A 20,621-nucleotide genomic window follows, 5' to 3' on the forward strand; every position below is an offset into this window, starting at 1 on the left:
GAATCACAGTGAAGACGGAGGCGCGTTGCCGGGCCAGGGAAAGAAGAAGATGGGCTCGTTGGCGGGACGCCACCGTCGGAACATGCGAATTCTGTTCGCGTCGGTCGTCGTCGTGGTGCTCGCGATGGCCGCCGTGCTGGTGGTCGCGGTGGGCGCGCACAACGCGTCGGCGGGGCGCGGCGAACTGACGATTGCCCCCGAACCGGCACCGATCATCGCGGCCCCGCAGGTCACGCCGGTCCCGGACGACGCGCCGATGCCGAGCGCGCAGGGGATCGCCGCGGCGGTCGGTCCGGCCGCCGCCAACCCGGACCTCGGCAAGTTCAGTGGAACGGTCGCCGACGCCGTGACCGGTCAGGTGCTGTGGAGCGTGAACCCGCAGACCCCGATGACGCCTGCCTCCACCACCAAGGTCCTCACCGCGGGATCCGCGCTGCTGTCGTTGCCGTCCGACCACCGCGTCACGACGAACGTGGTTCAGGGGGCGGCTCCCGGGGAGATCGTCCTCGTCGCCGGTGGTGATCCCACTCTCACCGCGAAGCCGGTCGGGGAGAACGGCTACTACCCGGGTGCGGCGCACGTCTCGCAACTGGTCGATCAGATCCGCAATGCGGGCATCCAGGTGACGCGCATCGTGGTCGACACGAGCATCTACTCGGGCGACACCATGGCGCAGGGGTGGTTCCCGACCGATGTCGGTGCCGGATTCATCACCCCCACCGAGCCGATCATGATCGACGGCGGACGCGCCGACCCGCTCGTGGACGAGTCGCCGCGCAGTTCGACGCCCGCGCTCGACGCCGGGCGGACGCTGGCCGGTGCGCTCGGCGTCGACCCGTCGGCGGTCGCGTCGGGGGTCGCGGCACCCGGCGCCGCTACCGTCGCGAGTGTGCAGTCCGCGCCGCTGCGCGACCGGTTGCGGCAGATGATGGAACACTCGGACAATGTGCTTGCCGAAGCGATCGGGCGGGAGGTTGCCATGAATGCCGGCGCGGAAGCATCGTTCGCGGGCGCCGTCGCGACCATCGGCCAGACCCTGACCGGCGCCGGATTCGATCTGTCGGGGCTCACACTGCACGACGCGAGCGGGCTGTCCGTCGACGACCGCATCGCACCGCACACCCTCGACCAGGTCCTGACGGCCGCCGCCGGGGAGGGGAATCCCGCCCTGCGGCCGATGCTCGACTACCTGCCGGTGGCCGGCGCCACGGGCAGCCTGTCGGACCGGTACGCGTCGGGTAACCGCACCGGCGCCGGATGGGTGCGCGCGAAGACCGGCACCCTGTCCACGGCCAGCGCCCTCGCCGGCTACGTGGTGGACCAGAACGGTCGCGTCCTCACGTTCGCGCTGATGTCCAACGACCGCCCACCGGAGGTCAGCCGTCCCGCCCTCGACGCACTGGCGGCCGCGCTCCGCACGTGCGGGTGCCAATGATGGCCGCCGAAGGAAACGCCTTCAGCGGTGCCGTCGACTGGAAACTCGCAGCCAGGACGGGGGTGAGGCTGGCGCGCAGCGGGCCCGCCACGTCGCGGTACACGGCCGAAACCGTGGTCGCGGAACTGGCCGACGCGTCGATGCGCGCGGAACTGCCCGTCCGGGAAGTCACCGGCCTCGCCGACGGACTGCCGGTGCCCACCGCCCAGATCCTCGACCGGGCGGGGTGGATCCACGCCGCCGCGCATTCGATGTCGCAACTCACCGGCGGCGACGCCGCCCCCGGCATGCTGCTCGGCAAGCCGGCGGGCATTCAGGCCGGGGCGATGCTCGCTTACCTGTCGTCGGCGATCCTCGGCCAGTACGACCCGTTCACCGGCGACAACGGAACCCTGCTGCTCGTCGCGCCCAACGTGGTGTCCGTCGAGCGCACACTGCGGGTGCAGCCCAGCGACTTCCGGCTCTGGGTGTGCCTGCACGAGGTGACGCACCGGGTGCAGTTCTCGTCGTCGCCGTGGCTGACCGGGTACATGCAGGAGTCGGTGGAGACCCTCGGATCCGCCGAGGACGAGTCGATCACCGACATGGTCGGCCGGCTGTCCTCCGCGCTGCGCGACCGTGGACGTACGGAACCCGACGAGTCGGGTGCACCGGGCGGCATCGTCGGACTCCTGCGCGCGACCCAGGCCGAGCCGCAGCGTGACGCGCTTGATCGCCTGCTGGTGCTCGGCACCCTCCTCGAGGGACACGCGGACCACGTGATGGACGCGGTCGGTCCCGCGGTCGTGCCGTCGGTGGCCGCCATCCGCGCGGCCTTCGACAGCCGGCGCCGCCGCAAGAGCAACCCGGTGCAGCGCCTCATCCGGGCGCTGCTCGGGATGGACGCGAAGATGGCGCAGTACGTGCGCGGCAAGGCGTTCGTCGACGCCGTCGTGGACAAGGTCGGGATGGACCGGTTCAACGTCGTGTGGACCGGCCCCGACACGTTGCCCCGGCTCGCGGAGATCGACGCACCGGACGCCTGGGTGTCCCGGGTGCTGGGCTGATTCGCGAAGGACTGAGCCGGTGACAGTGCTTCCCGAGGAGCCGGCGATCCTCGAGGTTCGTCACGCCGTGCGGCGCTGGATCGCGGCACACGCCCCGGACGGCGACGTCGCGGTCGGGCTGTCGGGCGGCGCCGATTCGCTGGCCCTGACCGCGGCGGCCGCCGCCGAGGCCCGTTCGGTTGTCGCCCTCGTCGTCGATCACCGACTGCAGCCGGGGTCGGCCGACGTCGCCGACGAGGCGGCAGCGCGCGCCCGGGATCTCGGCTGCGCGTCCGCCGAGGTGCTTCCCGTCGACGTCACCGGATCCGGCGGGCTGGAGGCCGCCGCCCGGCAGGCCCGCTACCGGGCCCTCGACTCGGCGCGCGGAACCCGCCCGGTGCTGCTGGGGCACACCCTCGACGATCAGGCCGAAACGGTGTTGCTGGGGCTGTCGCGCGGTTCGGGTGGTCGATCCATCTGGGGGATGAGCCCCTACGACAGCCCGTGGGGCAGGCCGCTGCTGGACGTGCGCCGCGCGATGACCCGGCAGACCTGCGCGGAACTGGGCCTGAGCCCGCACGAGGATCCGCACAACAGCTCACCCGACTTCGTGCGGGTGCGGCTGCGCACCGAGGTACTGCCGCTGCTGGAGGACGTCCTCGGCGGCGGCGTCGCCGGGGCCCTCGCCCGCACCGGGGAACACCTGCGCGAGGAGGGAGCTGTCCTCGACGCGGTGGCCGCCGACGCCGAAGCGAAAGTCGTGGTGGACGGCGAAATCGACGCGGCGCTCCTCGCCCTGTCGGCGCCGCCCGTCCGCAGGCGGGTCCTGCGCAGCTGGCTGCTCGCGGCCGGTGCACGCGGTCTCGGAGACACCCAGTTGCGGGCCGTGGACGACCTCGTCGCCCGATGGCGGGGGCAGGGACAGGTGGCGGTCGGGGGCGGAACACCGGACGCGAGGTTGGTGGTCCGACGGCGACGTGGCAGGCTGAACGTCGGATTGGACGACCGACGAAGGGTTTGATCGCGTGTACGAAGGCGATATCGCATCGGTACTGATCTCCGAGGACGAGATCCGTCGACGTACCGTCGAACTGGCCGAGGAGATCGCCAAGCGCTACCCGGAGGGCGCCCCGGAAGGGGATCTGCTCCTGGTGGGTGTCCTCAAGGGCGCCATCTTCTTCATGACCGACTTCGCGCGGGCCCTCCCCATCCCCACCCAGATGGAGTTCATGGCCGTCAGCTCCTACGGGTCGTCCACGTCGTCCTCGGGTGTCGTGCGCATCCTCAAGGACCTCGACAAGGACATCGCGGGCCGCCACGTGCTGATCGTCGAGGACATCATCGACTCCGGTCTCACGTTGTCCTGGCTGATGCGCAACCTCTCGACGCGGAACCCGGCGTCGCTCGAGGTTGTCACGCTGCTGCGCAAGCCCGACGCCATCAAGGTCGACATCAACGTCGCGAACGTCGGCTTCGACATTCCCAACGAGTTCGTCGTCGGCTACGGCCTCGACTACGCCGAGCGGTACCGCGACCTGCCGTACATCGGAACGCTCGAGCCCTCCGTCTACGGCGGCTGAATCCCGCCCGTCAGCGGGCGGTTTCGTGGGACACGGCGAGTTCCAGCGCCCGCAGATCCTGCTCCAGCTGCCGGAACAGCCAGTACACGCCGACGAACGCGAAGATACCGCCGACGCACAGGATGCGGACCGCGATGATCACCAGCGTGATCTCGTCGGGCGACAGGAACGTCACCCCGGCTACACCGGCCAGCGGAACCGACGCGGCCACCGCGAGATACAGCGTGCTGCGGCGGTCGAGTCCCCGCAGTTTGTGCGCGTCGGCGCTGCTCGCGATGTCCTGCGGTAGCAGGGTCGGGTAGATGCAGCGCACCGCGAAGAACGCCACCACGAAGAACGGGTACGCCACCGACACCGCACCACACACGATCAGCGACGCGATGAAGTGCACGTACGCGCCCGGCGGCACGTTCCCCGCCGCCAGTTGCAGGGAAATCGGATAGGCGATTCCCGCGATCACCCACAGCCCGAACACCACGAGCACCACGCGGTCGCCGAGCAGCAACGTGTCGGTGCGCGCCCGGGCCAGGGTGTGGCGGTCGTACGTCCGGCCCTTGCGCAGACCCCGCGGAACCAGCAGCGGGTAGCGGCACCAGTAGAGCAGCATGATCGCGCCCAACGGGAACGCGATCGAGTTGATCACCAACTGGATCCCCTCGAACGACTGCTGCGCCTCGGGAGTCAGATTGCTGATGATCAGCATCTTGTTGTGGTGGTAGTTGTACGCACCGGCAAGGGCATTCGGCACCGCGATACCGAAAACCAGAATCGGGAGCGCGAACCGGCGCAACCGCATGCGCCAGGAATGCGGCGGCGGATCGACGAGGTCACGGGCCCGGGGGTTCAAGCACAGGTCGAACTGCTGGGCCAGCTCGGCACCGGACGACCACCGGTCCTCCGGCTTCGGCGCCAGACAGGTCAGCAGTACCCGGCGCAGCGAGGGCGGGCAGTCGGCGGGTAACTGGTCCAGGAACTCCGGGTCGACGTCGCGGCTGCGACTGTCCAGCATCGCCTCGAGTGCGGCGAGCGACTCGCTCGACACGTCCTCGTCCTGGAACGGACGCCGCCCGCACATCAGCTCCCACAGCATCACCCCGAGCGCGAAGATGTCGCTGCGGGTGTCGAGGTCCGCCGCCGTTCCCGGCATTCCGCGGTGACACGCCTCGAGTTGCTCGGGGGACATATAGGCCAGCGACCCGCCGAAGTAGGCGAGCGGTGACGCCCCGGTGACGGAGTCGCTGAAACTGATGTTGAAATCGGCGAGCTTGGGCACACCCTCCGCCGTCAACAGGATGTTGGCGGGTTTGATGTCGCGGTGCAGGACGCCGCGTTTGCCTGCGTAGTCGAGGGCCTCGGCCAGTCGCCGTCCCAGCCACGCGATCGTCTCGGGCCAGGTGAGTGACGCGATCTCGTCCCGCACACTCGAATCGGTGGGCCTGAGTTCGCCCTTCTCCCGCATCTCCTCGTCGACGACGTCCAGCAGCAGGCTGCCGGTCCGCTCCTGCTCGGGCGTGACGCGCACACGCCGCAGGACCCGCAGCAGGGTGCCGCCCGGCAGGTACTGCATGTAGAGCAGACGCAGTTCGCGGTCCTCGAGCAGCCTCTGGTCGAACACGCGGACGATGTAGTCGTGGTCGAGTTGGGCGAGGGTCTGCGGCTCGTTGCCCTTGTCGTGGGAGATCTTCACCGCCACGAGACGCTGCATCGACCGCTGGCGTGCAAGGAACACCCGGCCGAACGCGCCGCTGCCCAGACTCATCAGTAGATCGAAGTCGTCGACCTGCTGCCCGACCTCCACGTCGTCGAGCGCCGCACTGCCGGGCGGCATGGTGATGAGCGTGTCCGGCTGCCGGGCGGTCACGGTCGGACCGGCCTCCGCCGTCTGTTCGGCCGCGGCAGTTTGCTCGGCGAGTGCGGTCTGCTCGGCGGTCATCGTCCGTGCGGACAGAGTTTGCTCAGCCGTCACCGTCGGCGGGCCGGCCGCAACCGTCGCTTCGCTGCTCTCGTGTTCGGAGTTCGTGACTCCGACGGTCCGTTCGGCAGAGTCCGATCCAGCGGCCGATCCGTCTCTGCCCGACCCGTTTCCTCTGGTCATTGCACATCGAGGGTTCTACTGGGCGGGTTCTCTGGGCACATCGAGGTTGTCTGGAGCGGTGTGAAGAGTCCCATCCAGGGACAAGCGAATGGTAACCCCGCAGACCTACCGTATCCAGCGCGAATACTCGAAATCGCTGCTGCGCTGCACCATATACTCGGGTGATGGGGGACTCCCCGTTCACCTCAGCCGTCGTCGTCGCCGAGCAGGTCCGCTCGGGCGTCTCGAGCCCGATGGAGCAGGTCGAGGCCGCGCTCGCGGCCATCGCAGAGCGTGAACCGAAGATCCAGGCGTTCGCCGCAGTCCTCGGCGACCAGGCCCGAGCCGAAGCGCTGGCCCTGTCCCGGCGACCGGATCTGGCCAGGCTTCCACTGGCCGGAGTGCCCGTCGCGATCAAGGACGTCATCCCCGTGGCCGGACTGCCGATGCGCGAGGGATCGGGCGCCACCAGCGCCGAACCGAGGGCCGCCGACCATCCGGTCGTCGCGCGACTGCGGGCGGCGGGAGCGGTGGTGGTGGGCCTGACCACCCTCCCCGAACTGGCGGTGTGGGGAACCACCGACGCGCCCGGCCACATCACCCGCAACCCGTGGAATCCGTCCCGGACCTGCGGCGGCTCGTCCGGGGGAGCGGCCGCCGCCGTCGCCGCGGGAATGGTGCCGCTGGCGCACGGAACCGACGGCCTGGGTTCGATCCGCATCCCCTCGGCGAACTGCGGAGTGTTCGGCATCAAACCGGGAAGGGGAGTCGTGCCGTCCGAACTCGGCGCCACGTCCTGGTTCGGCATGGCAGAGAACGGGCCGATCGCCACGACCGTCGACGACGCCGCCCTCATGCTGTCCGTGATCGCCGACCGTCCCGAACTCGCGCGGATCGGGCCGTCGGAGCCGCTGCGGATCGCGGTGGCGTCGGGGTCGCCGACGTTCCTGGCCAGGGTCGATCCGCAGTGGCGGGACGCGGCCGTGCGCGCGGGGACGGAACTGACCGGCTCGGGCCACGACGTGGAGCCCGCGACGCTGCCGTACCCGGTCAACCTGATTCCGGTTCTCGCGCGCTGGACTGCGGGAACGGCCGCCGACGCGAAGGGCCTCGACCCCAGGCGACTGCAGCCGCGGACCCGCAGGCACGTCGCGTTGGGCCGCGCGCTGGGCCGGTTCGTCCGCCCGGAGCAGGTGAACAGGCTGGAGGACTCGCTGCGCGCCTTCTTCGAGAACTACGACGTGGTGATCACCCCCGCGCTCGCGCAGCCGCCGCTCGCGGCGACGACGTGGAGCGAGCGGTCGTGGTTGTCGAACATCGTGGCCAACGTGCGGTACGCCCCGCTCAGTGCGCTGTGGAATCTCGTCGGCTGGCCGGCGGCGAGTGTCCCCGTCGGCACGCACTCGCATTCGGGCACCCCGCTGGCCGTGCAGATCGCGGCGCCGCCCGGTGGCGAGGCCAGGATTTTGGCCCTGGCCGCGCACATCGAGCGGGTCGGCGGCGGCTGGCCGAGGGTCGCGCCCACACGGTGAACTCCCGCACATCCGGACCCGGATCGAGGCGGAGGGAACCGATGGGCCGCCGCGTGCGTTGAACGAAATAGAGACCGCTCGCGACAGCGGTTGGCTGCTACCTGGAGTCGCCGGGGTGCCTTCGCGGTAACCTGGTTTGTCCGGTTGGCAGCCGGAAGGCGCACCCGGAAGACCCGCACTCTCGAAAGGACCGGCCATCTCGGCCGACCTGTATGAACCGTAAGACTGTGTTTCGAAACCTGGCGATAGTTGCCGGCATCCTGCTGGTGATCTACGCCTTCAGCTACTTCGGCAACGACACGCGCGGATTCAAGGGTGTCGACACCTCCGTGGCGATCGCGCAACTCGACGCGAACAACGTCGAGAAGGCGCAGATCGACGACCGGGAGCAGCAGGTGCGCCTGTGGCTGAAGGACGGCAACGACGCCACCGACGGCAAGACCGAGATCCTCGCAAAGTACCCGGCGTCGGCGTCCGAGCAGATCTTCAACGAGATCTCCGACAAGGGGCTGCAGAGCTACAACACCACGGTCACGCAGGAGAGCTGGCTCACGTCCATCCTGCTGTTCGTCCTGCCGATGGTCATCCTGCTCGGCATCTTCTTCTTCGTGATGAGCCGCATGCAGGGCGGCGGTCGCGGCGGCGTCATGGGCTTCGGCAAATCCAAGGCCAAGCAGCTCAACAAGGACATGCCGAAGACCACGTTCGCCGACGTCGCGGGTGCGGACGAGGCCGTCGAAGAGCTGTACGAGATCAAGGACTTCCTGCAGAATCCGGCGCGCTACCAGGCATTGGGCGCGAAGATTCCCAAGGGTGTCCTGCTTTACGGTCCTCCCGGAACCGGTAAGACCCTGCTCGCCCGCGCGGTGGCAGGCGAGGCCGGTGTCCCGTTCTTCACGATCTCCGGTTCGGATTTCGTCGAGATGTTCGTCGGTGTCGGTGCGTCCCGCGTGCGCGACATGTTCGACCAGGCCAAGCAGAACAGCCCCTGCATCATCTTCGTCGACGAGATCGACGCCGTCGGACGTCAGCGTGGCGCCGGTCTCGGTGGCGGTCACGACGAGCGTGAGCAGACCCTCAACCAGTTGCTCGTCGAGATGGACGGTTTCGGTGACCGCACCGGCGTCATCTTGATCGCCGCCACCAACCGCCCCGACATCCTGGACCCGGCGCTGCTGCGCCCGGGCCGCTTCGACCGGCAGATCCCGGTCGGCGCCCCCGACCTCGCCGGCCGACGCGCCATCCTCAAGGTGCACTCGCAGGGCAAGCCGATCGATCAGCACGCCGACCTCGAGGGCCTGGCCAAGCGCACCGTCGGAATGTCGGGCGCCGATCTGGCCAACGTCATCAACGAGGCCGCGCTGCTCACCGCCCGCGAGAACGGCACCGTCATCACGGAGGCCTCGCTCGAGGAGTCCGTGGACCGGGTCGTCGGCGGTCCCCGCCGCAAGAGCCGCATCATCAGCGAGCACGAGAAGAAGATCACCGCGTACCACGAGGGCGGGCACACGCTCGCCGCGTGGGCGATGCCCGATATCGAGCCGGTCTACAAGGTCACCATCCTCGCCCGCGGCCGCACCGGCGGTCACGCGATGACGGTGCCCGAGGACGACAAGGGCCTGATGACGCGGTCCGAGATGATCGCCCGGCTCGTCATGGCGATGGGTGGTCGCGCGGCCGAGGAACTCGTGTTCCACGAGCCCACCACCGGTGCGTCCTCCGACATCGACATGGCGACGAAGATCGCCCGGTCGATGGTCACCGAGTACGGCATGAGCGCCAGGCTGGGTGCCGTGCGGTACGGCCAGGAGGGCGGCGACCCGTTCCTGGGCCGGTCGATGGGGCAGCAGTCCGACTACTCCCACGAGGTCGCGCGCGAGATCGACGAAGAGGTCCGCAACCTCATCGAGGCCGCGCACACCGAGGCGTGGGCGATCCTCAACGAGTACCGCGACGTGCTGGACATCCTGGCCACCGAACTGCTCGAGCGGGAGACCCTCACCCGCAAGGATCTCGAGAAGATCTTCCACAGCGTCGAGAAGCGCCCCCGGATCACGGCGTTCAACGACTTCGGGCACCGGACCCCGTCCGACAAGCCGCCGGTCAAGACGCCGCGGGAACTCGCTACCGAGCGCGGCGAGCCGTGGCCGCAGCAGCCCGAACCGGTGTTCGCCCAGCAGCAATCGCAGCAGTCGCAGCAGACCCCGCCGCAGCAGCAGTACCCGCAGCCGGCGCCCGCCAACGGCTACTCGCAGCCTGCTCCGGCCCGGCCGCAAGGTGGCATGACGCAACCGCGTCCCGACTACGGCGCCCCCGCGGGCTGGTCGGCTCCGGGCTGGCCGCCCCGCGATCCGGGCAACCAGAATCCGGAGGGGCAGTACCCCGGAAACCAGGGCCCGGGGACCAACCAGGGTCCGGGGAACCAGTGGAATCCGCCGCATGAGCAGCGGGGCACCGGGGACGACGATGCGCAGACGAGGGCCTGGAAAGGACCGGACGGATCGAACTGATCCGCCCGACACTAGGCTGTTGCTTCGGGACGATCGGTCCCGGTACTGGAGGAGTTTCGGTTGTCGGTGAATCATCTCGGTAGTGAGCCCGTGGCACTCGAGACTGGCCGGGTGTTCGATCAGCCGCGTGCCGAGGCTGCGGTGCGGGAACTGCTGATCGCGATCGGTGAAGACCCGGATCGTCCCGGACTCCGCGATACGCCCGCCCGCGTGGCGCGGTCGTACCGCGAGGTCTTCGCGGGCCTGTACACCGACCCGGACACCGTGTTGAACACGACGTTCGACGAGGGGCACCAGGAGTTGGTGCTGGTCCGCGACATTCCGCTGTACTCCACGTGTGAGCACCATCTCGTGTCGTTCCACGGGGTCGCGCACGTCGGGTACATCCCGGGCCGGACGGGCAAGGTGACCGGTCTGTCGAAGCTGGCCCGCGTGGTCGACCTGTATGCCAAGCGCCCGCAGGTTCAGGAGCGTCTGACCAGTCAGATCGCCGACGCCGTCATGCGCAAGCTCGATCCGCGTGGTGCGATCGTGGTCATCGAGGCCGAGCACCTGTGCATGGCGATGCGGGGGATCCGCAAGCCTGGTGCGAGTACCACCACGTCCGCGGTGCGTGGTCTGCTCCAGTCCAGCGCGGCCTCACGTTCCGAGGCTCTGGACCTTATTCTGCGGAAGTGACCGTGATCGAGCTGCCCTCACCGGGCCGCACCGTGGTGATGGGGATTCTGAACGTCACCACCGATTCCTTCTCCGACGGCGGACGCTTCCTCGATCGTGACGCGGCGCTCGAACGCGGTCTCGCGTTGAAGCGTCTCGGCGTCGACATCGTCGACGTCGGCGGCGAGTCCACCCGGCCGGGCGCGGCGCGGGTCGATCCCGACGTCGAGGCCGGACGGGTCGCCCCCGTCATCGCTGACCTGGTCGCCGAGGGCATCTGCGTCAGCGTCGACACGATGCGGGCCTCCGTCGCGGAGGCCGCGATCGGGGCGGGTGCGTCGATCATCAACGACGTGGCCGGTGGCCGGGCCGATGCGGCGATGGCCTCGGTGGTCGCGGACGCCGGAGTTCCGTGGATCCTGATGCATTGGCGTTCGGCCGGCGACTACGTGCACCGCGGCACCGCCGACCACTACGACGACGTGGTCCGTGAGGTCCGGGACGAACTGATGACGCAGGTCGACCTGGCCGTGAAGGCCGGCGTGGATCCGGGCTCGCTGGTGCTGGATCCGGGTCTCGGTTTCGCGAAGAACTCCGATCACAACTGGGCGTTGCTGAAGGCGCTGCCCGAGTTCAACGAGCTGGGCTTCCCAGTCCTCGTCGGCGCCTCCCGCAAGCGGTTCCTGGGTTCGCTGCTCGCGGATGCGGACGGTGAACCCCGTCCCCCCGCCGGCCGGGAGACCGCGACCGCCGTCGTGTCGGCCCTCGCCGCGACCCATGGAGCGTGGGGAGTGCGCGTGCACGACGCGCAGGCCTCCCTCGACGCCATCGCGGTCGCCGAGGCCTGGACGAGGGGTGCAGCCGGACGTGAGTGATCGAATCGAGTTGCGCGGATTGAAGGTTCGCGGCAATCACGGTGTCTTCGACCACGAGAAGCGGGACGGTCAGGACTTCTACGTCGACATCACCGTCTGGATGGACCTCGCGCCCGCCGCGGCGTCGGACGATCTCGACGACACCCTGGACTACGGCGGCCTCGCCGAGCGTGCGGCGGCGATCATCGCGGGCCCCTCCCGGGACCTCATCGAGACCGTCGCCGCCGAGATCGCGGACGGGGTGATGACCGACCCCCGCGTCCGGAGCGCCGAGGTGGTGTTGCACAAGCCGTCCGCGCCGATCCCGCTGACCTTCGCGGACGTCGCGGTGGTGGCGCACAGGTCGAGACCATGAGTCGCGCGGTGCTGTCGATCGGGTCGAACGTCGGCGACAGCCTTGCCCACCTGCAGTCGGTCCTCGACGGTCTGGGTGACGCGGTCGTCGCGGTCTCCCCGGTGTATTCGACGGCGCCGTGGGGCGGGGTCGAGCAGCAGGACTTCCTCAACGCGGTCCTGGTCGCCGACGATCCCGCACTCGACGGCTACGGCTGGCTGCGGCGTGGGCAGGAACTCGAGGCGGCCGCCGACCGGGTGCGGGTCGAACGGTGGGGTCCGCGCACGCTCGACGTCGACGTCGTCACGTGCGATGACATCCGCAGCGACGACCCGGAACTGACGTTGCCGCACCCGCGAGCGCACGAACGCGCCTTCGTGCTGATTCCGTGGCTGGACGTCGAACCCGACGCCGTGCTGCCGGTCGACGGCACGGCGACCCGCGTGGACGCACTGCTGCCGCTGCTGGACGACGAAGAGCGGGCCGGTGTGCACCGGACGGACCTCGCCCTGGACCGGCGGTCGCGATGAAGCCGGAACCGACGGGCACGATGAAACCCACCCGCATCTGGGATCTGCTGTTCCTCGCCGCGCTCGCCCTCGCCGCCACCTGGATCCTGGTACGCGTGTTCTACGGGTCGTTCCCGCCCATCCCCGTGTATGCGGGGGCGTCGCTGTATCCGGTCGCGCTGATCGAGGTCGTGCTCGCGTTCATGGTGCGATCCCGGGTCAGCAACCATCAGGTGGGCGACGGGCCGCGTCAGCTGCACCCGATCACCGCCGCCCGGGTTGCCGCTCTGGCCAAGGCATCCGCACTCGTCGGCGCCGCGACGGCCGGGGTGTGGGGAGGCTTCCTGCTGTACCTGCTTCCGCAGCAGTCGGTGCTGCGCGCCGCCGGCTCGGACAGTCCCGGCGCGTGGGTCGGTCTCGTCGCGGCACTGGCGCTCGTCGGCGCCGCGCTGTGGCTGGAACACTGCTGCCGCACCCCCGACGACCCCTCGGACGAGCCCGCGCATTAGGGCACAGGGGATCGCCGCAGGTCGGATGGAATGCGCGGTGCACCCTTCGCGGCCAAGTACCCTTGGCACCATGACGAATCCTGGTCGCCTCAAGTCTGCGCGCCGCAACAGGCGCAGCGCGAGCCAGATGATCGTTGCGGGTTTGCTCGCCCTCGCGGTGATCGCGTCCCTCTTCCTGATCTTCAGCGACAGCGTCCAACTCCTGCGGGTGGGCCTGGTGGCCGCGCTCTGGGCCGCCACGGTCGGTGCCATCGCCATGACGAAGTACCGGCGCGAGTCGGCGCTCGACAAGGCGAAGGTCAGCGATCTGCAGACCGTCTACGAGTTGCAGCTCGAGCGGGAGATCTCGGCACGGCGCGAATACGAACTCACCGTCGAGAAGCGGGTGCGCAGCGAAGTGCGCGCCGATGCAGAGGAACTCGCCGCGTTGCGCGCCGAACTCTCGTCGCTCCGCAAGAATCTCGAGGCACTGTTCGACGGCGCGATGCCGACCGAACGGATCGCGCTGCGCGCGGATTCGACGCGGGTGCAGGAACTCGCGGGCCGCTCGTACAGCAGCTATCAGCCGGCCGCGTCGGGCCTGTACGTCCCGGGTGCGGGGCACGCCGCGGGCGCCGGGCATCAGAGCGGTTCCGCGCAGTCCTCGCATTTCGCGAATCCCGACGACGATCCGGTCACGGCCGAGACGTCCATCGTCGAGCCTGTCGGCGCCGGACAGACCGAACCCGAGATCGAGGTCGAACCGGAGCCGGAGCCCACACCGGAGCCGGTCGCCAAGACCGCGCCGGTCGCCGCGCCCGCACCTGTCGCGAAGGTCGCGCCCCAGCCGGTCGTCGAGCCGGAACCCGAGCCCACGGAGCCCGAGCCCACGGAGCCCGAGCCCACGGAGCCCGAGGCGGCCGAGCCGGAGGCCGAGGGACGGCGGGGCCGCAGGCGGGCGGCCGAGGAGGACGACTCTTCGGGTGCGCACTCGAACGGGCTGTCCGTCGCCGAGATCATGGCCAACATGCAGTCCGCGTCGGGGGCGTCCCAGAGCGCCGGAGGCAGGCGTCGCCGGGCCGAATAGGCCCGGACACGCCCGAGGATCAACCCGCACGGTGTGAGGCATATATCACTCCGCCTGCTCATGGCGGGGTGCGTTCGAGCCGGGCTATCCTCACCGTGGAACGTCTGGTACCCGCCGAGCGGGACTGGAACGAACGAGAGGACGAAGGTGACCTCTTTCGGGATCACTAATGGCCCTGCGCCCGCGAGATTGACGGTAGGAATCGTCTCCGCAGGCCGGGTCGGAACAGCAATCGGTGCCGCGTTGGAGCGGGCGGGTCACGTCGTCGTCGCCTGCTCGGCCGTCTCCGACGCGTCACGGCATCGGGCACGCACCCGGCTTCCCGAGACCGAGATTCTTCCGGTCGCGGAGGTCGTGGCCCGCTCCGAACTGCTCATTCTCGCCGTCCCCGACGCCGAACTGCCGTCGCTGATCGCGGGGCTGGCCTCCACCGGTGCCGTGCCGGGTCGCGCGATCGTGGCCCACACGTCCGGCGCGAACGGCATCGGGATCCTCGCCCCCCTCACCGAGCAGGGTGTCGTTCCGCTCGCGATTCACCCCGCGATGACGTTCACCGGCCACGACGAGGACACGGTTCGTCTCGCGTCCGCCTGTTTCGGTATCACCGCCGCCGACGACATCGGCTACGCGATCGCACAGTCGCTGGTTCTGGAGATCGGCGGCGAGCCGGTGCGGGTCCGCGAGGACATGCGGCCGCTGTACCACGCCGCTCTCGCTCACGGCAGCAATCACCTGGTCACGCTCGTCGTCGACGCCGTGGCCGCGCTGCGCGTCGCGCTCGAGGGCCAGGAACTGCTCGGCCAGGAGTTGATCGGCGACGATCCGAACGGCCTGGCCGAACGGGTTCTCCAGCCGCTGCTGTCCGCAGCGCTCGACAATGCTCTGCGCCGCGGGCCTGCGGCGCTCACCGGGCCCGTCGCCCGGGGTGACTCCGAGGCGGTGGCCACACATCTGCGCGTCCTCGAGGAAGTCGATCCGCGGATTGCGGCCGGCTATCGGGCCCTCTCACTGAGGTCGGCGCAGCGCGCCGGCGCGACATCTGAACTGCTGGACATCCTGGAAGACCGGAGGTGAGCCCCGTGAGCGATCTGCAGGGCGGATACAAGCGCGGCGAACTGACCGTGCACCACGACCCGAGTGTGCTGACGCGGGTCTCGAAGGCGCTGCGCGGCGTCGGCCGCCAGGTCGCGCTCGTGCCCACGATGGGAGCCCTCCACACGGGTCACCTGGAGTTGGTGCGGCAGGCCAAGCTCACCGGTGCGGTGGTGATCGTCTCGATCTTCGTCAACCCGTTGCAGTTCGGTGCCGGCGAAGACCTCGATGCCTACCCGCGCACCGTCGACGCCGATCTCGAACTGCTGCGTGAGGCCGGAGTCGAGCTGGCGTTCGTGCCGACGGCGGCCACCATGTATCCGGCCGGTCCGCGGACGACGATCCATCCCGGACCGCTGGGCGCGGAACTCGAGGGCGCGTCCAGGCCCACGCACTTCGCGGGCATGCTCACCGTCGTCGCCAAGCTGCTGCAGATCGCCGCACCCCACGTCGCGTACTTCGGCGAGAAGGACTACCAGCAGCTGACGCTGATCCGGCAGATGGTGACCGACCTGAACTTCGACGTCCGCATCTTCGGGGTGCCCACGGTGCGTGAACACGACGGACTCGCGCTGTCCTCGCGGAACCGCTACCTCGACGAGGATCAGCGGAACGCGGCGACGACGTTGTCCGCGGCCCTGATCGCCGGTGCCCACGCCGCGGCAGGTGGCGCCGAGGCGATCCTCGCCACCGCGCGCGAGGTGCTGGCGTCCACCCCCGAGGTGGAGGTCGACTACCTCGAGGTGCGGGGCGTCGACCTCGGCCCGGCTCCCGAACGAGGCGACGGTCGGCTGCTCGTCGCCGCCAAACTCGGAAACACCCGCTTGATCGACAACGTCGGTGTCGCCGTCGGCACCGGTTTCCTCGAACGTGACACCGAGGCGTCGGACGCGTCGGTGACAGACGAACTTCTTTCCCGCTAGAAGAGTAAGGACCGGAACATGTTTCGCACCATGATGAAGTCGAAGATCCATCGCGCCACCGTCACGCACGCCGACCTGCACTACGTGGGCTCGGTGACGGTCGACCAGGATCTGATGGATGCCGCCGACCTCCTCGAGGGCGAGCAGGTGTGCATCGTCGACATCGACAACGGCGCGCGGCTCGAAACGTATGTCATCGCCGGCGAGCGGGGAAGCGGTGTCATCGGGATCAACGGTGCGGCAGCGCATCTGGTCAAGCCCGGCGACCTCGTCATCCTCATCGCCTACGGTGTCATGAACGAGCAGGAGGTGCGCGACTACGAGCCGCGCGTCGTGTTCGTCGACGCCGCCAACTCGCCGGTCGAACTCGGTGCCGACCCGGCGCACGCGCCGGAGGGCTCCGGCCTGATCACCCCGCGCATGCTGTCGACGCTCGACGCCGAGCGCGAATCCAGTTTGGTGTAACCCGTGCTCCTCACCGTCGACGTCCGGAACACGAACATCGTTCTCGGACTGTTCACCGGTACCGGTGAACATTCGAAGTTGGTGCAGGACTGGCGGATGCGCACCGACGCGAGGATGACGGCCGACGAACTGGCGCTCATCTTCCGTGGGCTCCTCGGCGCGCACACCGATCAGATCACCGGTGTGTCCGCGCTGTCGACGGTGCCGTCGGTGCTGCGGGAGATCCGGGTGATGCTGACACGTTACTGGGGGCACGTCCCGCACGTGCTGGTGGAACCCGGGGTGCGAACCGGTGTTCCGCTGCTCGTCGACAACCCGAAGGAGGTCGGCGCCGACCGGATCGTGAACAGTCTTGCGGCGCATCACCTCTACGACGCGCCGTGCATCGTGGTCGACTTCGGGACGTCCACGTGCGTCGACGTCGTGTCTGCGAAGGGTGAGTTCCTCGGCGGCGCCATCGCGCCCGGTCTCGAGATCTCCTCGGACGCACTCGCGTCGCAGTCGGCGGCGCTGCGCAAGGTCGAATTGGTGCGGCCCCGCTCCGTCGTCGGCAAGAACACCGTCGAATGCATGCAGTCGGGCGCGGTGTTCGGTTTCGCCGGCCTCGTCGACGGACTGGTCCGCCGGGTGCGCAAGGAACTGCCCGCCTTCTCCGGTTCCGACGTGGTGGTCATCGCGACCGGTGACCGTGCGCCGCTGATCATGCCCGAGACGGAGACCGTCGACGAGCACGAACCGGATCTCACGCTCGAAGGGCTGCGCCTGGTGTACGAGCGGAATCAGGCCCGTAAGGGAGCGCGCCGCAGCCCGCTCGAGTGAAGGGTTCCCTCTTCGCGGAAGTTATGTCAGAATGGTCCCCGTGAATCTCTGCACGAGTGCTCAGGAGTGTTGTCGAGGCTGAACGCTGCCTTGACCAATTCACACTTCTGGGAGTCTCTCTCGTGCTCGCAACGTATTCTTCTGCATCTGTACCCACCCGTCTTCGCCCGGCTGACCTGCTGCGCATCACCGATCAGGGTGCTTCGGAGGTCCTCGACGGCCGCCACGACGTCCTGCTCCCAAAGAGCTGGCCGATCGACGAGCGCTGGTCGACCCGGCTCTACTCGGACGACGACGTCGATGTCTGGCTGATCAGCTGGGTTCCCGACCGGAACACCGAATTGCACGACCACGCAGGCTCTTTCGGTGCGCTCACCGTTCTCAGCGGCGCGCTGTCCGAGTTCCGTTGGGCCGGTGACCAACTGCGTCACCGCACCCTCGACGCCGGCGATCAGGCCTCGTTCCCGCTCGGCTGGGTCCACGACGTGGTGCGGGCGCCGGACGCCCCCGGGGCGGAGGTGGTGACGCCGACGCTGAGTGTGCACGCCTACTCGCCGCCACTGTCGGCCATGTCCTACTACGAGGTGACCGATCACGGCACGCTGCGCCGTACCCGTACCGAGCTCACCGATCTCCCCGAGGGCGGTTCGAAGTGAACATCGACCAGATGCTCGAAGAGGCCCGCACCAAGATCGACCGGATGTACGCGTTCGAGCTGCCCGAGGCAGTGGCGCGCGGCGCGATCGTCGTGGACATCCGCCCGCAGGCGCAGCGCGCGATCGAGGGGACGCTGCCCGGCGCGCTCGCCATCGAACGCAACGTCCTCGAGTGGCGCTGCGATCCCACCAGCTCGGCGCACCTGGCGCTGGCCGTGGACCACGACGTCGAGTGGATCATCGTCTGCTCCGAGGGCTACACGTCGAGCCTGGCCGCGGCGGCCCTGCAGGAGCTGGGTCTGCACAAGGCGACCGACCTCGTCGGCGGGTACAAGGCGATCAAGGCGGCGGGTCTGCTGGGGTCGCTCATCGCGACGCAGCACTGCGTGCGGGAGTTGGCTACCGTCTCGGCGCACTGAGGAACGCTGACCTCTGAATAGGGGCACGACCGGCTGTCGATTAGGCTGGTGACCCGTGAGTGAAGTAGCAGCCCAGCCAGTCGACGACACCCCCGAGCAGCTTCGGATCCGCCAGGAGAAGCGTGAGCGCATTCTGGCGGAGGGACGCGAGGCGTACCCGGTGTCGGTGGCGCGCACCCACTCGCTGGCGGAGATCCGCGCCAAGTATCCGGAACTCGAGCCCGACACCGCCACGGGTGACCAGGTCGGCGTCGTCGGCCGGGTGATCTTCGTGCGCAACACGGGCAAGTTGTGCTTCGCGACGCTGCAGGAAGGCGACGGCACCCAGCTGCAGGCGATGATCAGTCTCGCCGCGGTCGGTGAGGATGCGCTCGTGTCGTGGAAGGCCGATGTCGACCTCGGTGACTTCGTGTTCGTGCACGGTGAGGTGATCAGCTCCCGTCGCGGTGAGCTGAGCGTGATGGCCGATTCGTGGCAGATCGCGTCCAAGTCGCTCCGGCCCCTGCCCGTTGCGCACAAGGAGATGAACGAGGAGTCCCGGGTCCGGCAGCGGTATGCCGATCTGATCGTGCGCCCCGAGGCGCGGGACAATGCGCGTAAGCGTGTGGCCGTGGTTCGTGAACTCCGGAACGCGCTCGAGCGTCGCGGGTTCCTCGAGGTCGAGACGCCGATGCTGCAGACGGTCGCGGGCGGCGCGGCGGCCCGCCCCTTCATCACGCATTCCAATGCCCTCGACATCGACCTCTATCTCCGAATCGCCCCCGAACTGTTCCTGAAGCGGTGCGTCGTCGGCGGTATCGAGAAGGTTTTCGAGATCAACCGGAATTTCCGCAACGAGGGCGTCGACTCGACGCACTCGCCGGAATTCGCGATGCTCGAGACGTACGAGGCTTACGGCACATATGACGATTCGGCCGTCATGATCCGCGAACTCGTTCAGGACGTGGCGCAGGCCGCTTTCGGTTCGCAGGTCGTCACTCTTGCCGACGGCACCGAATACGACCTCAGCGGTGAATGGAAGACCCTCGAGATGTATCCGTCGCTGTCGCAGGCGATCGGTGTCGAGGTCACTCCGGATACCACGGTCGAGGAATTGCTGGCTCTCGCCGAGAAGGTGGGCCTCGAAGTCCCGAAGGACAAGGGTTACGGGCACGGGAAGCTGGTCGAGGAACTGTGGGAGCACCAGTGCGGCGACCAGTTGTTCGAGCCGACTTTCGTCCGCGATTTCCCGGTCGAGACGTCACCACTGACGCGTGACCACCGCAGCAAGGCCGGGGTGACCGAGAAGTGGGACCTCTACATCCGTGGGTTCGAGTTGGCCACGGGCTATTCGGAATTGGTCGATCCGGTCATCCAGCGTGAGCGGTTCGTCGATCAGGCGCGGCTCGCGTCGGCAGGCGACGACGAGGCGATGGCCCTCGACGAAGAATTCCTCGCCGCAATGGAGCAGGGAATGCCGCCGACCACCGGAACCGGAATGGGAATCGACCGTCTGCTCATGGCTTTGACGGGATTGGGAATCCGCGAAACAATCCTCTTTCCCATTGTTCGGCCTTCTTCTCGCTGATTCGCCGGGTGTGAATTCGCGCGGATAAATTCGATCCATTCCTCGTATTCCGAATCGGAAGAACAGGGGTATGGTTACCTCGGGTCGTAGCTCACGTTGACGATGAGACGTCGCTTCATTCGAGAGGAATTTCATCCCATGGCTAAGAAGGTCACTGTCACCCTGATCGACGATGTCGATCAAGAGGCGTCTGCCGACGAGACGGTCGAGTTCGGACTCGACGGTGTTCAGTACGAGATCGACCTTTCCTCGGAGAATGCGGCGAAATTGCGTGAGCAGCTCGACGTGTGGGTTTCCCACGCGCGCAAGGTGAGCTCGCGCAAGCGCGGCAAAGCGGTGGCGGCTCCGGCTGTCGCCAAGTCCCGAGTTTCGGTCGATCGGGAACAGAGCGCCGCTATCCGGGAATGGGCGCGCAAGAACAACAAAAAGGTTTCTGCGCGCGGCCGTATCTCCGCCGAAATTATCGAGGCCTACAACAAGGCGAACTGAACGTTAGCTGGGAACAGAATTCACTGATTCGCTCCGCAACGCGACCTGGACTGTTACCGTCCCGCTCTGATCCGACATTCGGGGA

Annotated in this window: 21 protein-coding genes; 20 read left to right on the forward strand and 1 reads right to left on the reverse strand. The window is 68.5% G+C overall.

Annotated elements, in window-relative coordinates:
* Positions 1-49: 49 nt before the first annotated feature.
* From dacB to hpt, 4 genes are read left to right on the forward strand one after another with little or no spacing between them, the layout of a single operon-like run.
* Positions 50-1,435: a D-alanyl-D-alanine carboxypeptidase/D-alanyl-D-alanine-endopeptidase gene (gene dacB / locus I1A62_RS31305; RefSeq protein ID WP_124391787.1), complete on the forward strand. Its 1,386-nt coding sequence runs from the start codon at positions 50-52 to the stop codon at positions 1,433-1,435.
* Complete coding sequence (locus I1A62_RS31310; protein WP_219456148.1) at positions 1,435-2,481, forward strand: zinc-dependent metalloprotease; 1,047 nt, start codon at positions 1,435-1,437, stop codon at positions 2,479-2,481. Before dacB ends, I1A62_RS31310 begins: the two co-directional genes overlap by 1 nt.
* 19 nt (positions 2,482-2,500) lie before the next feature.
* Positions 2,501-3,481: a tRNA lysidine(34) synthetase TilS gene (gene tilS, locus I1A62_RS31315; protein ID WP_219456149.1), complete on the forward strand. Its 981-nt coding sequence runs from the start codon at positions 2,501-2,503 to the stop codon at positions 3,479-3,481.
* 4 nt (positions 3,482-3,485) lie between these two features.
* The gene (hpt, locus tag I1A62_RS31320) at positions 3,486-4,040 is read left to right on the forward strand and encodes a hypoxanthine phosphoribosyltransferase (RefSeq protein ID WP_072947351.1); all 555 of its coding nucleotides are present in this window, start codon (positions 3,486-3,488) and stop codon (positions 4,038-4,040) included.
* 10 nt (positions 4,041-4,050) lie between these two features.
* On the opposite strand, the gene I1A62_RS31325 is transcribed toward hpt, so the two are convergent.
* Positions 4,051-6,135 carry a serine/threonine-protein kinase gene (locus I1A62_RS31325; RefSeq protein WP_219456151.1) on the reverse strand — a complete coding sequence of 695 codons (2,085 nt, stop codon included), beginning with the start codon at positions 6,133-6,135 and terminating at the stop codon, positions 4,051-4,053.
* 164 nt (positions 6,136-6,299) lie between these two features.
* Here I1A62_RS31325 and I1A62_RS31330 point away from each other — a divergent pair, with 164 nt between their 5' ends.
* The 16 genes from I1A62_RS31330 to I1A62_RS31405 all read left to right on the forward strand — a co-directional run bounded on the left by I1A62_RS31330 (position 6,300) and on the right by I1A62_RS31405 (position 20,536).
* Positions 6,300-7,646, forward strand: a complete 1,347-nt coding sequence (locus I1A62_RS31330; protein ID WP_124391749.1) for an amidase — start codon at positions 6,300-6,302, stop codon at positions 7,644-7,646.
* A gap of 212 nt (positions 7,647-7,858) precedes the next feature.
* Positions 7,859-10,156: an ATP-dependent zinc metalloprotease FtsH gene (ftsH, locus tag I1A62_RS31335; protein ID WP_124391748.1), complete on the forward strand. Its 2,298-nt coding sequence runs from the start codon at positions 7,859-7,861 to the stop codon at positions 10,154-10,156.
* Between the two features lie 60 nt (positions 10,157-10,216).
* Positions 10,217-10,834 carry a GTP cyclohydrolase I FolE gene (gene folE, locus I1A62_RS31340; RefSeq protein ID WP_043826734.1) on the forward strand — a complete coding sequence of 206 codons (618 nt, stop codon included), beginning with the start codon at positions 10,217-10,219 and terminating at the stop codon, positions 10,832-10,834.
* Positions 10,831-11,688 carry a dihydropteroate synthase gene (folP, locus tag I1A62_RS31345; RefSeq protein ID WP_083395653.1) on the forward strand — a complete coding sequence of 286 codons (858 nt, stop codon included), beginning with the start codon at positions 10,831-10,833 and terminating at the stop codon, positions 11,686-11,688. Before folE ends, folP begins: the two co-directional genes overlap by 4 nt.
* Positions 11,681-12,043, forward strand: a complete 363-nt coding sequence (folB, locus tag I1A62_RS31350) for a dihydroneopterin aldolase (protein ID WP_219456153.1) — start codon at positions 11,681-11,683, stop codon at positions 12,041-12,043. Before folP ends, folB begins: the two co-directional genes overlap by 8 nt.
* On the forward strand, positions 12,040-12,552 hold the full coding sequence (gene folK / locus I1A62_RS31355; protein ID WP_124391746.1) for a 2-amino-4-hydroxy-6-hydroxymethyldihydropteridine diphosphokinase: 513 nt from the start codon (positions 12,040-12,042) through the stop codon (positions 12,550-12,552). The genes folB and folK overlap by 4 nt, the downstream gene beginning before the upstream one ends.
* Before the next feature lie 20 nt (positions 12,553-12,572).
* Positions 12,573-13,040 carry a DUF3180 domain-containing protein gene (locus I1A62_RS31360; RefSeq protein WP_192581838.1) on the forward strand — a complete coding sequence of 156 codons (468 nt, stop codon included), beginning with the start codon at positions 12,573-12,575 and terminating at the stop codon, positions 13,038-13,040.
* A 70-nt stretch (positions 13,041-13,110) separates the two neighbouring features.
* Positions 13,111-14,106 carry a DUF6779 domain-containing protein gene (locus tag I1A62_RS31365; protein ID WP_219456155.1) on the forward strand — a complete coding sequence of 332 codons (996 nt, stop codon included), beginning with the start codon at positions 13,111-13,113 and terminating at the stop codon, positions 14,104-14,106.
* A 147-nt stretch (positions 14,107-14,253) separates the two neighbouring features.
* Complete coding sequence (locus I1A62_RS31370; RefSeq protein ID WP_206007338.1) at positions 14,254-15,180, forward strand: Rossmann-like and DUF2520 domain-containing protein; 927 nt, start codon at positions 14,254-14,256, stop codon at positions 15,178-15,180.
* 5 nt (positions 15,181-15,185) lie between these two features.
* Positions 15,186-16,121 carry a pantoate--beta-alanine ligase gene (gene panC, locus I1A62_RS31375; RefSeq protein ID WP_124391742.1) on the forward strand — a complete coding sequence of 312 codons (936 nt, stop codon included), beginning with the start codon at positions 15,186-15,188 and terminating at the stop codon, positions 16,119-16,121.
* An 18-nt stretch (positions 16,122-16,139) separates the two neighbouring features.
* Positions 16,140-16,586, forward strand: coding sequence for an aspartate 1-decarboxylase (gene panD / locus I1A62_RS31380; protein WP_087559766.1), 447 nt, complete (start codon positions 16,140-16,142; stop codon positions 16,584-16,586).
* 3 nt (positions 16,587-16,589) lie between these two features.
* Complete coding sequence (locus tag I1A62_RS31385; RefSeq protein WP_124391741.1) at positions 16,590-17,405, forward strand: type III pantothenate kinase; 816 nt, start codon at positions 16,590-16,592, stop codon at positions 17,403-17,405.
* 122 nt (positions 17,406-17,527) lie between these two features.
* Positions 17,528-18,061, forward strand: coding sequence for a cysteine dioxygenase family protein (locus tag I1A62_RS31390; protein WP_219456157.1), 534 nt, complete (start codon positions 17,528-17,530; stop codon positions 18,059-18,061).
* Positions 18,058-18,480 carry a rhodanese-like domain-containing protein gene (locus I1A62_RS31395; protein ID WP_012691510.1) on the forward strand — a complete coding sequence of 141 codons (423 nt, stop codon included), beginning with the start codon at positions 18,058-18,060 and terminating at the stop codon, positions 18,478-18,480. The genes I1A62_RS31390 and I1A62_RS31395 overlap by 4 nt, the downstream gene beginning before the upstream one ends.
* A gap of 55 nt (positions 18,481-18,535) precedes the next feature.
* Positions 18,536-20,047, forward strand: a complete 1,512-nt coding sequence (gene lysS / locus I1A62_RS31400) for a lysine--tRNA ligase (RefSeq protein ID WP_124391739.1) — start codon at positions 18,536-18,538, stop codon at positions 20,045-20,047.
* Between the two features lie 138 nt (positions 20,048-20,185).
* Positions 20,186-20,536: an Lsr2 family protein gene (locus tag I1A62_RS31405; protein ID WP_087559761.1), complete on the forward strand. Its 351-nt coding sequence runs from the start codon at positions 20,186-20,188 to the stop codon at positions 20,534-20,536.
* Positions 20,537-20,621: the final 85 nt, after the last annotated feature.

The organism is Rhodococcus sp. USK10 (assembly GCF_019378875.1).
Classification (GTDB): Bacteria; Actinomycetota; Actinomycetes; order Mycobacteriales; family Mycobacteriaceae; genus Rhodococcus_F; species Rhodococcus_F pseudokoreensis.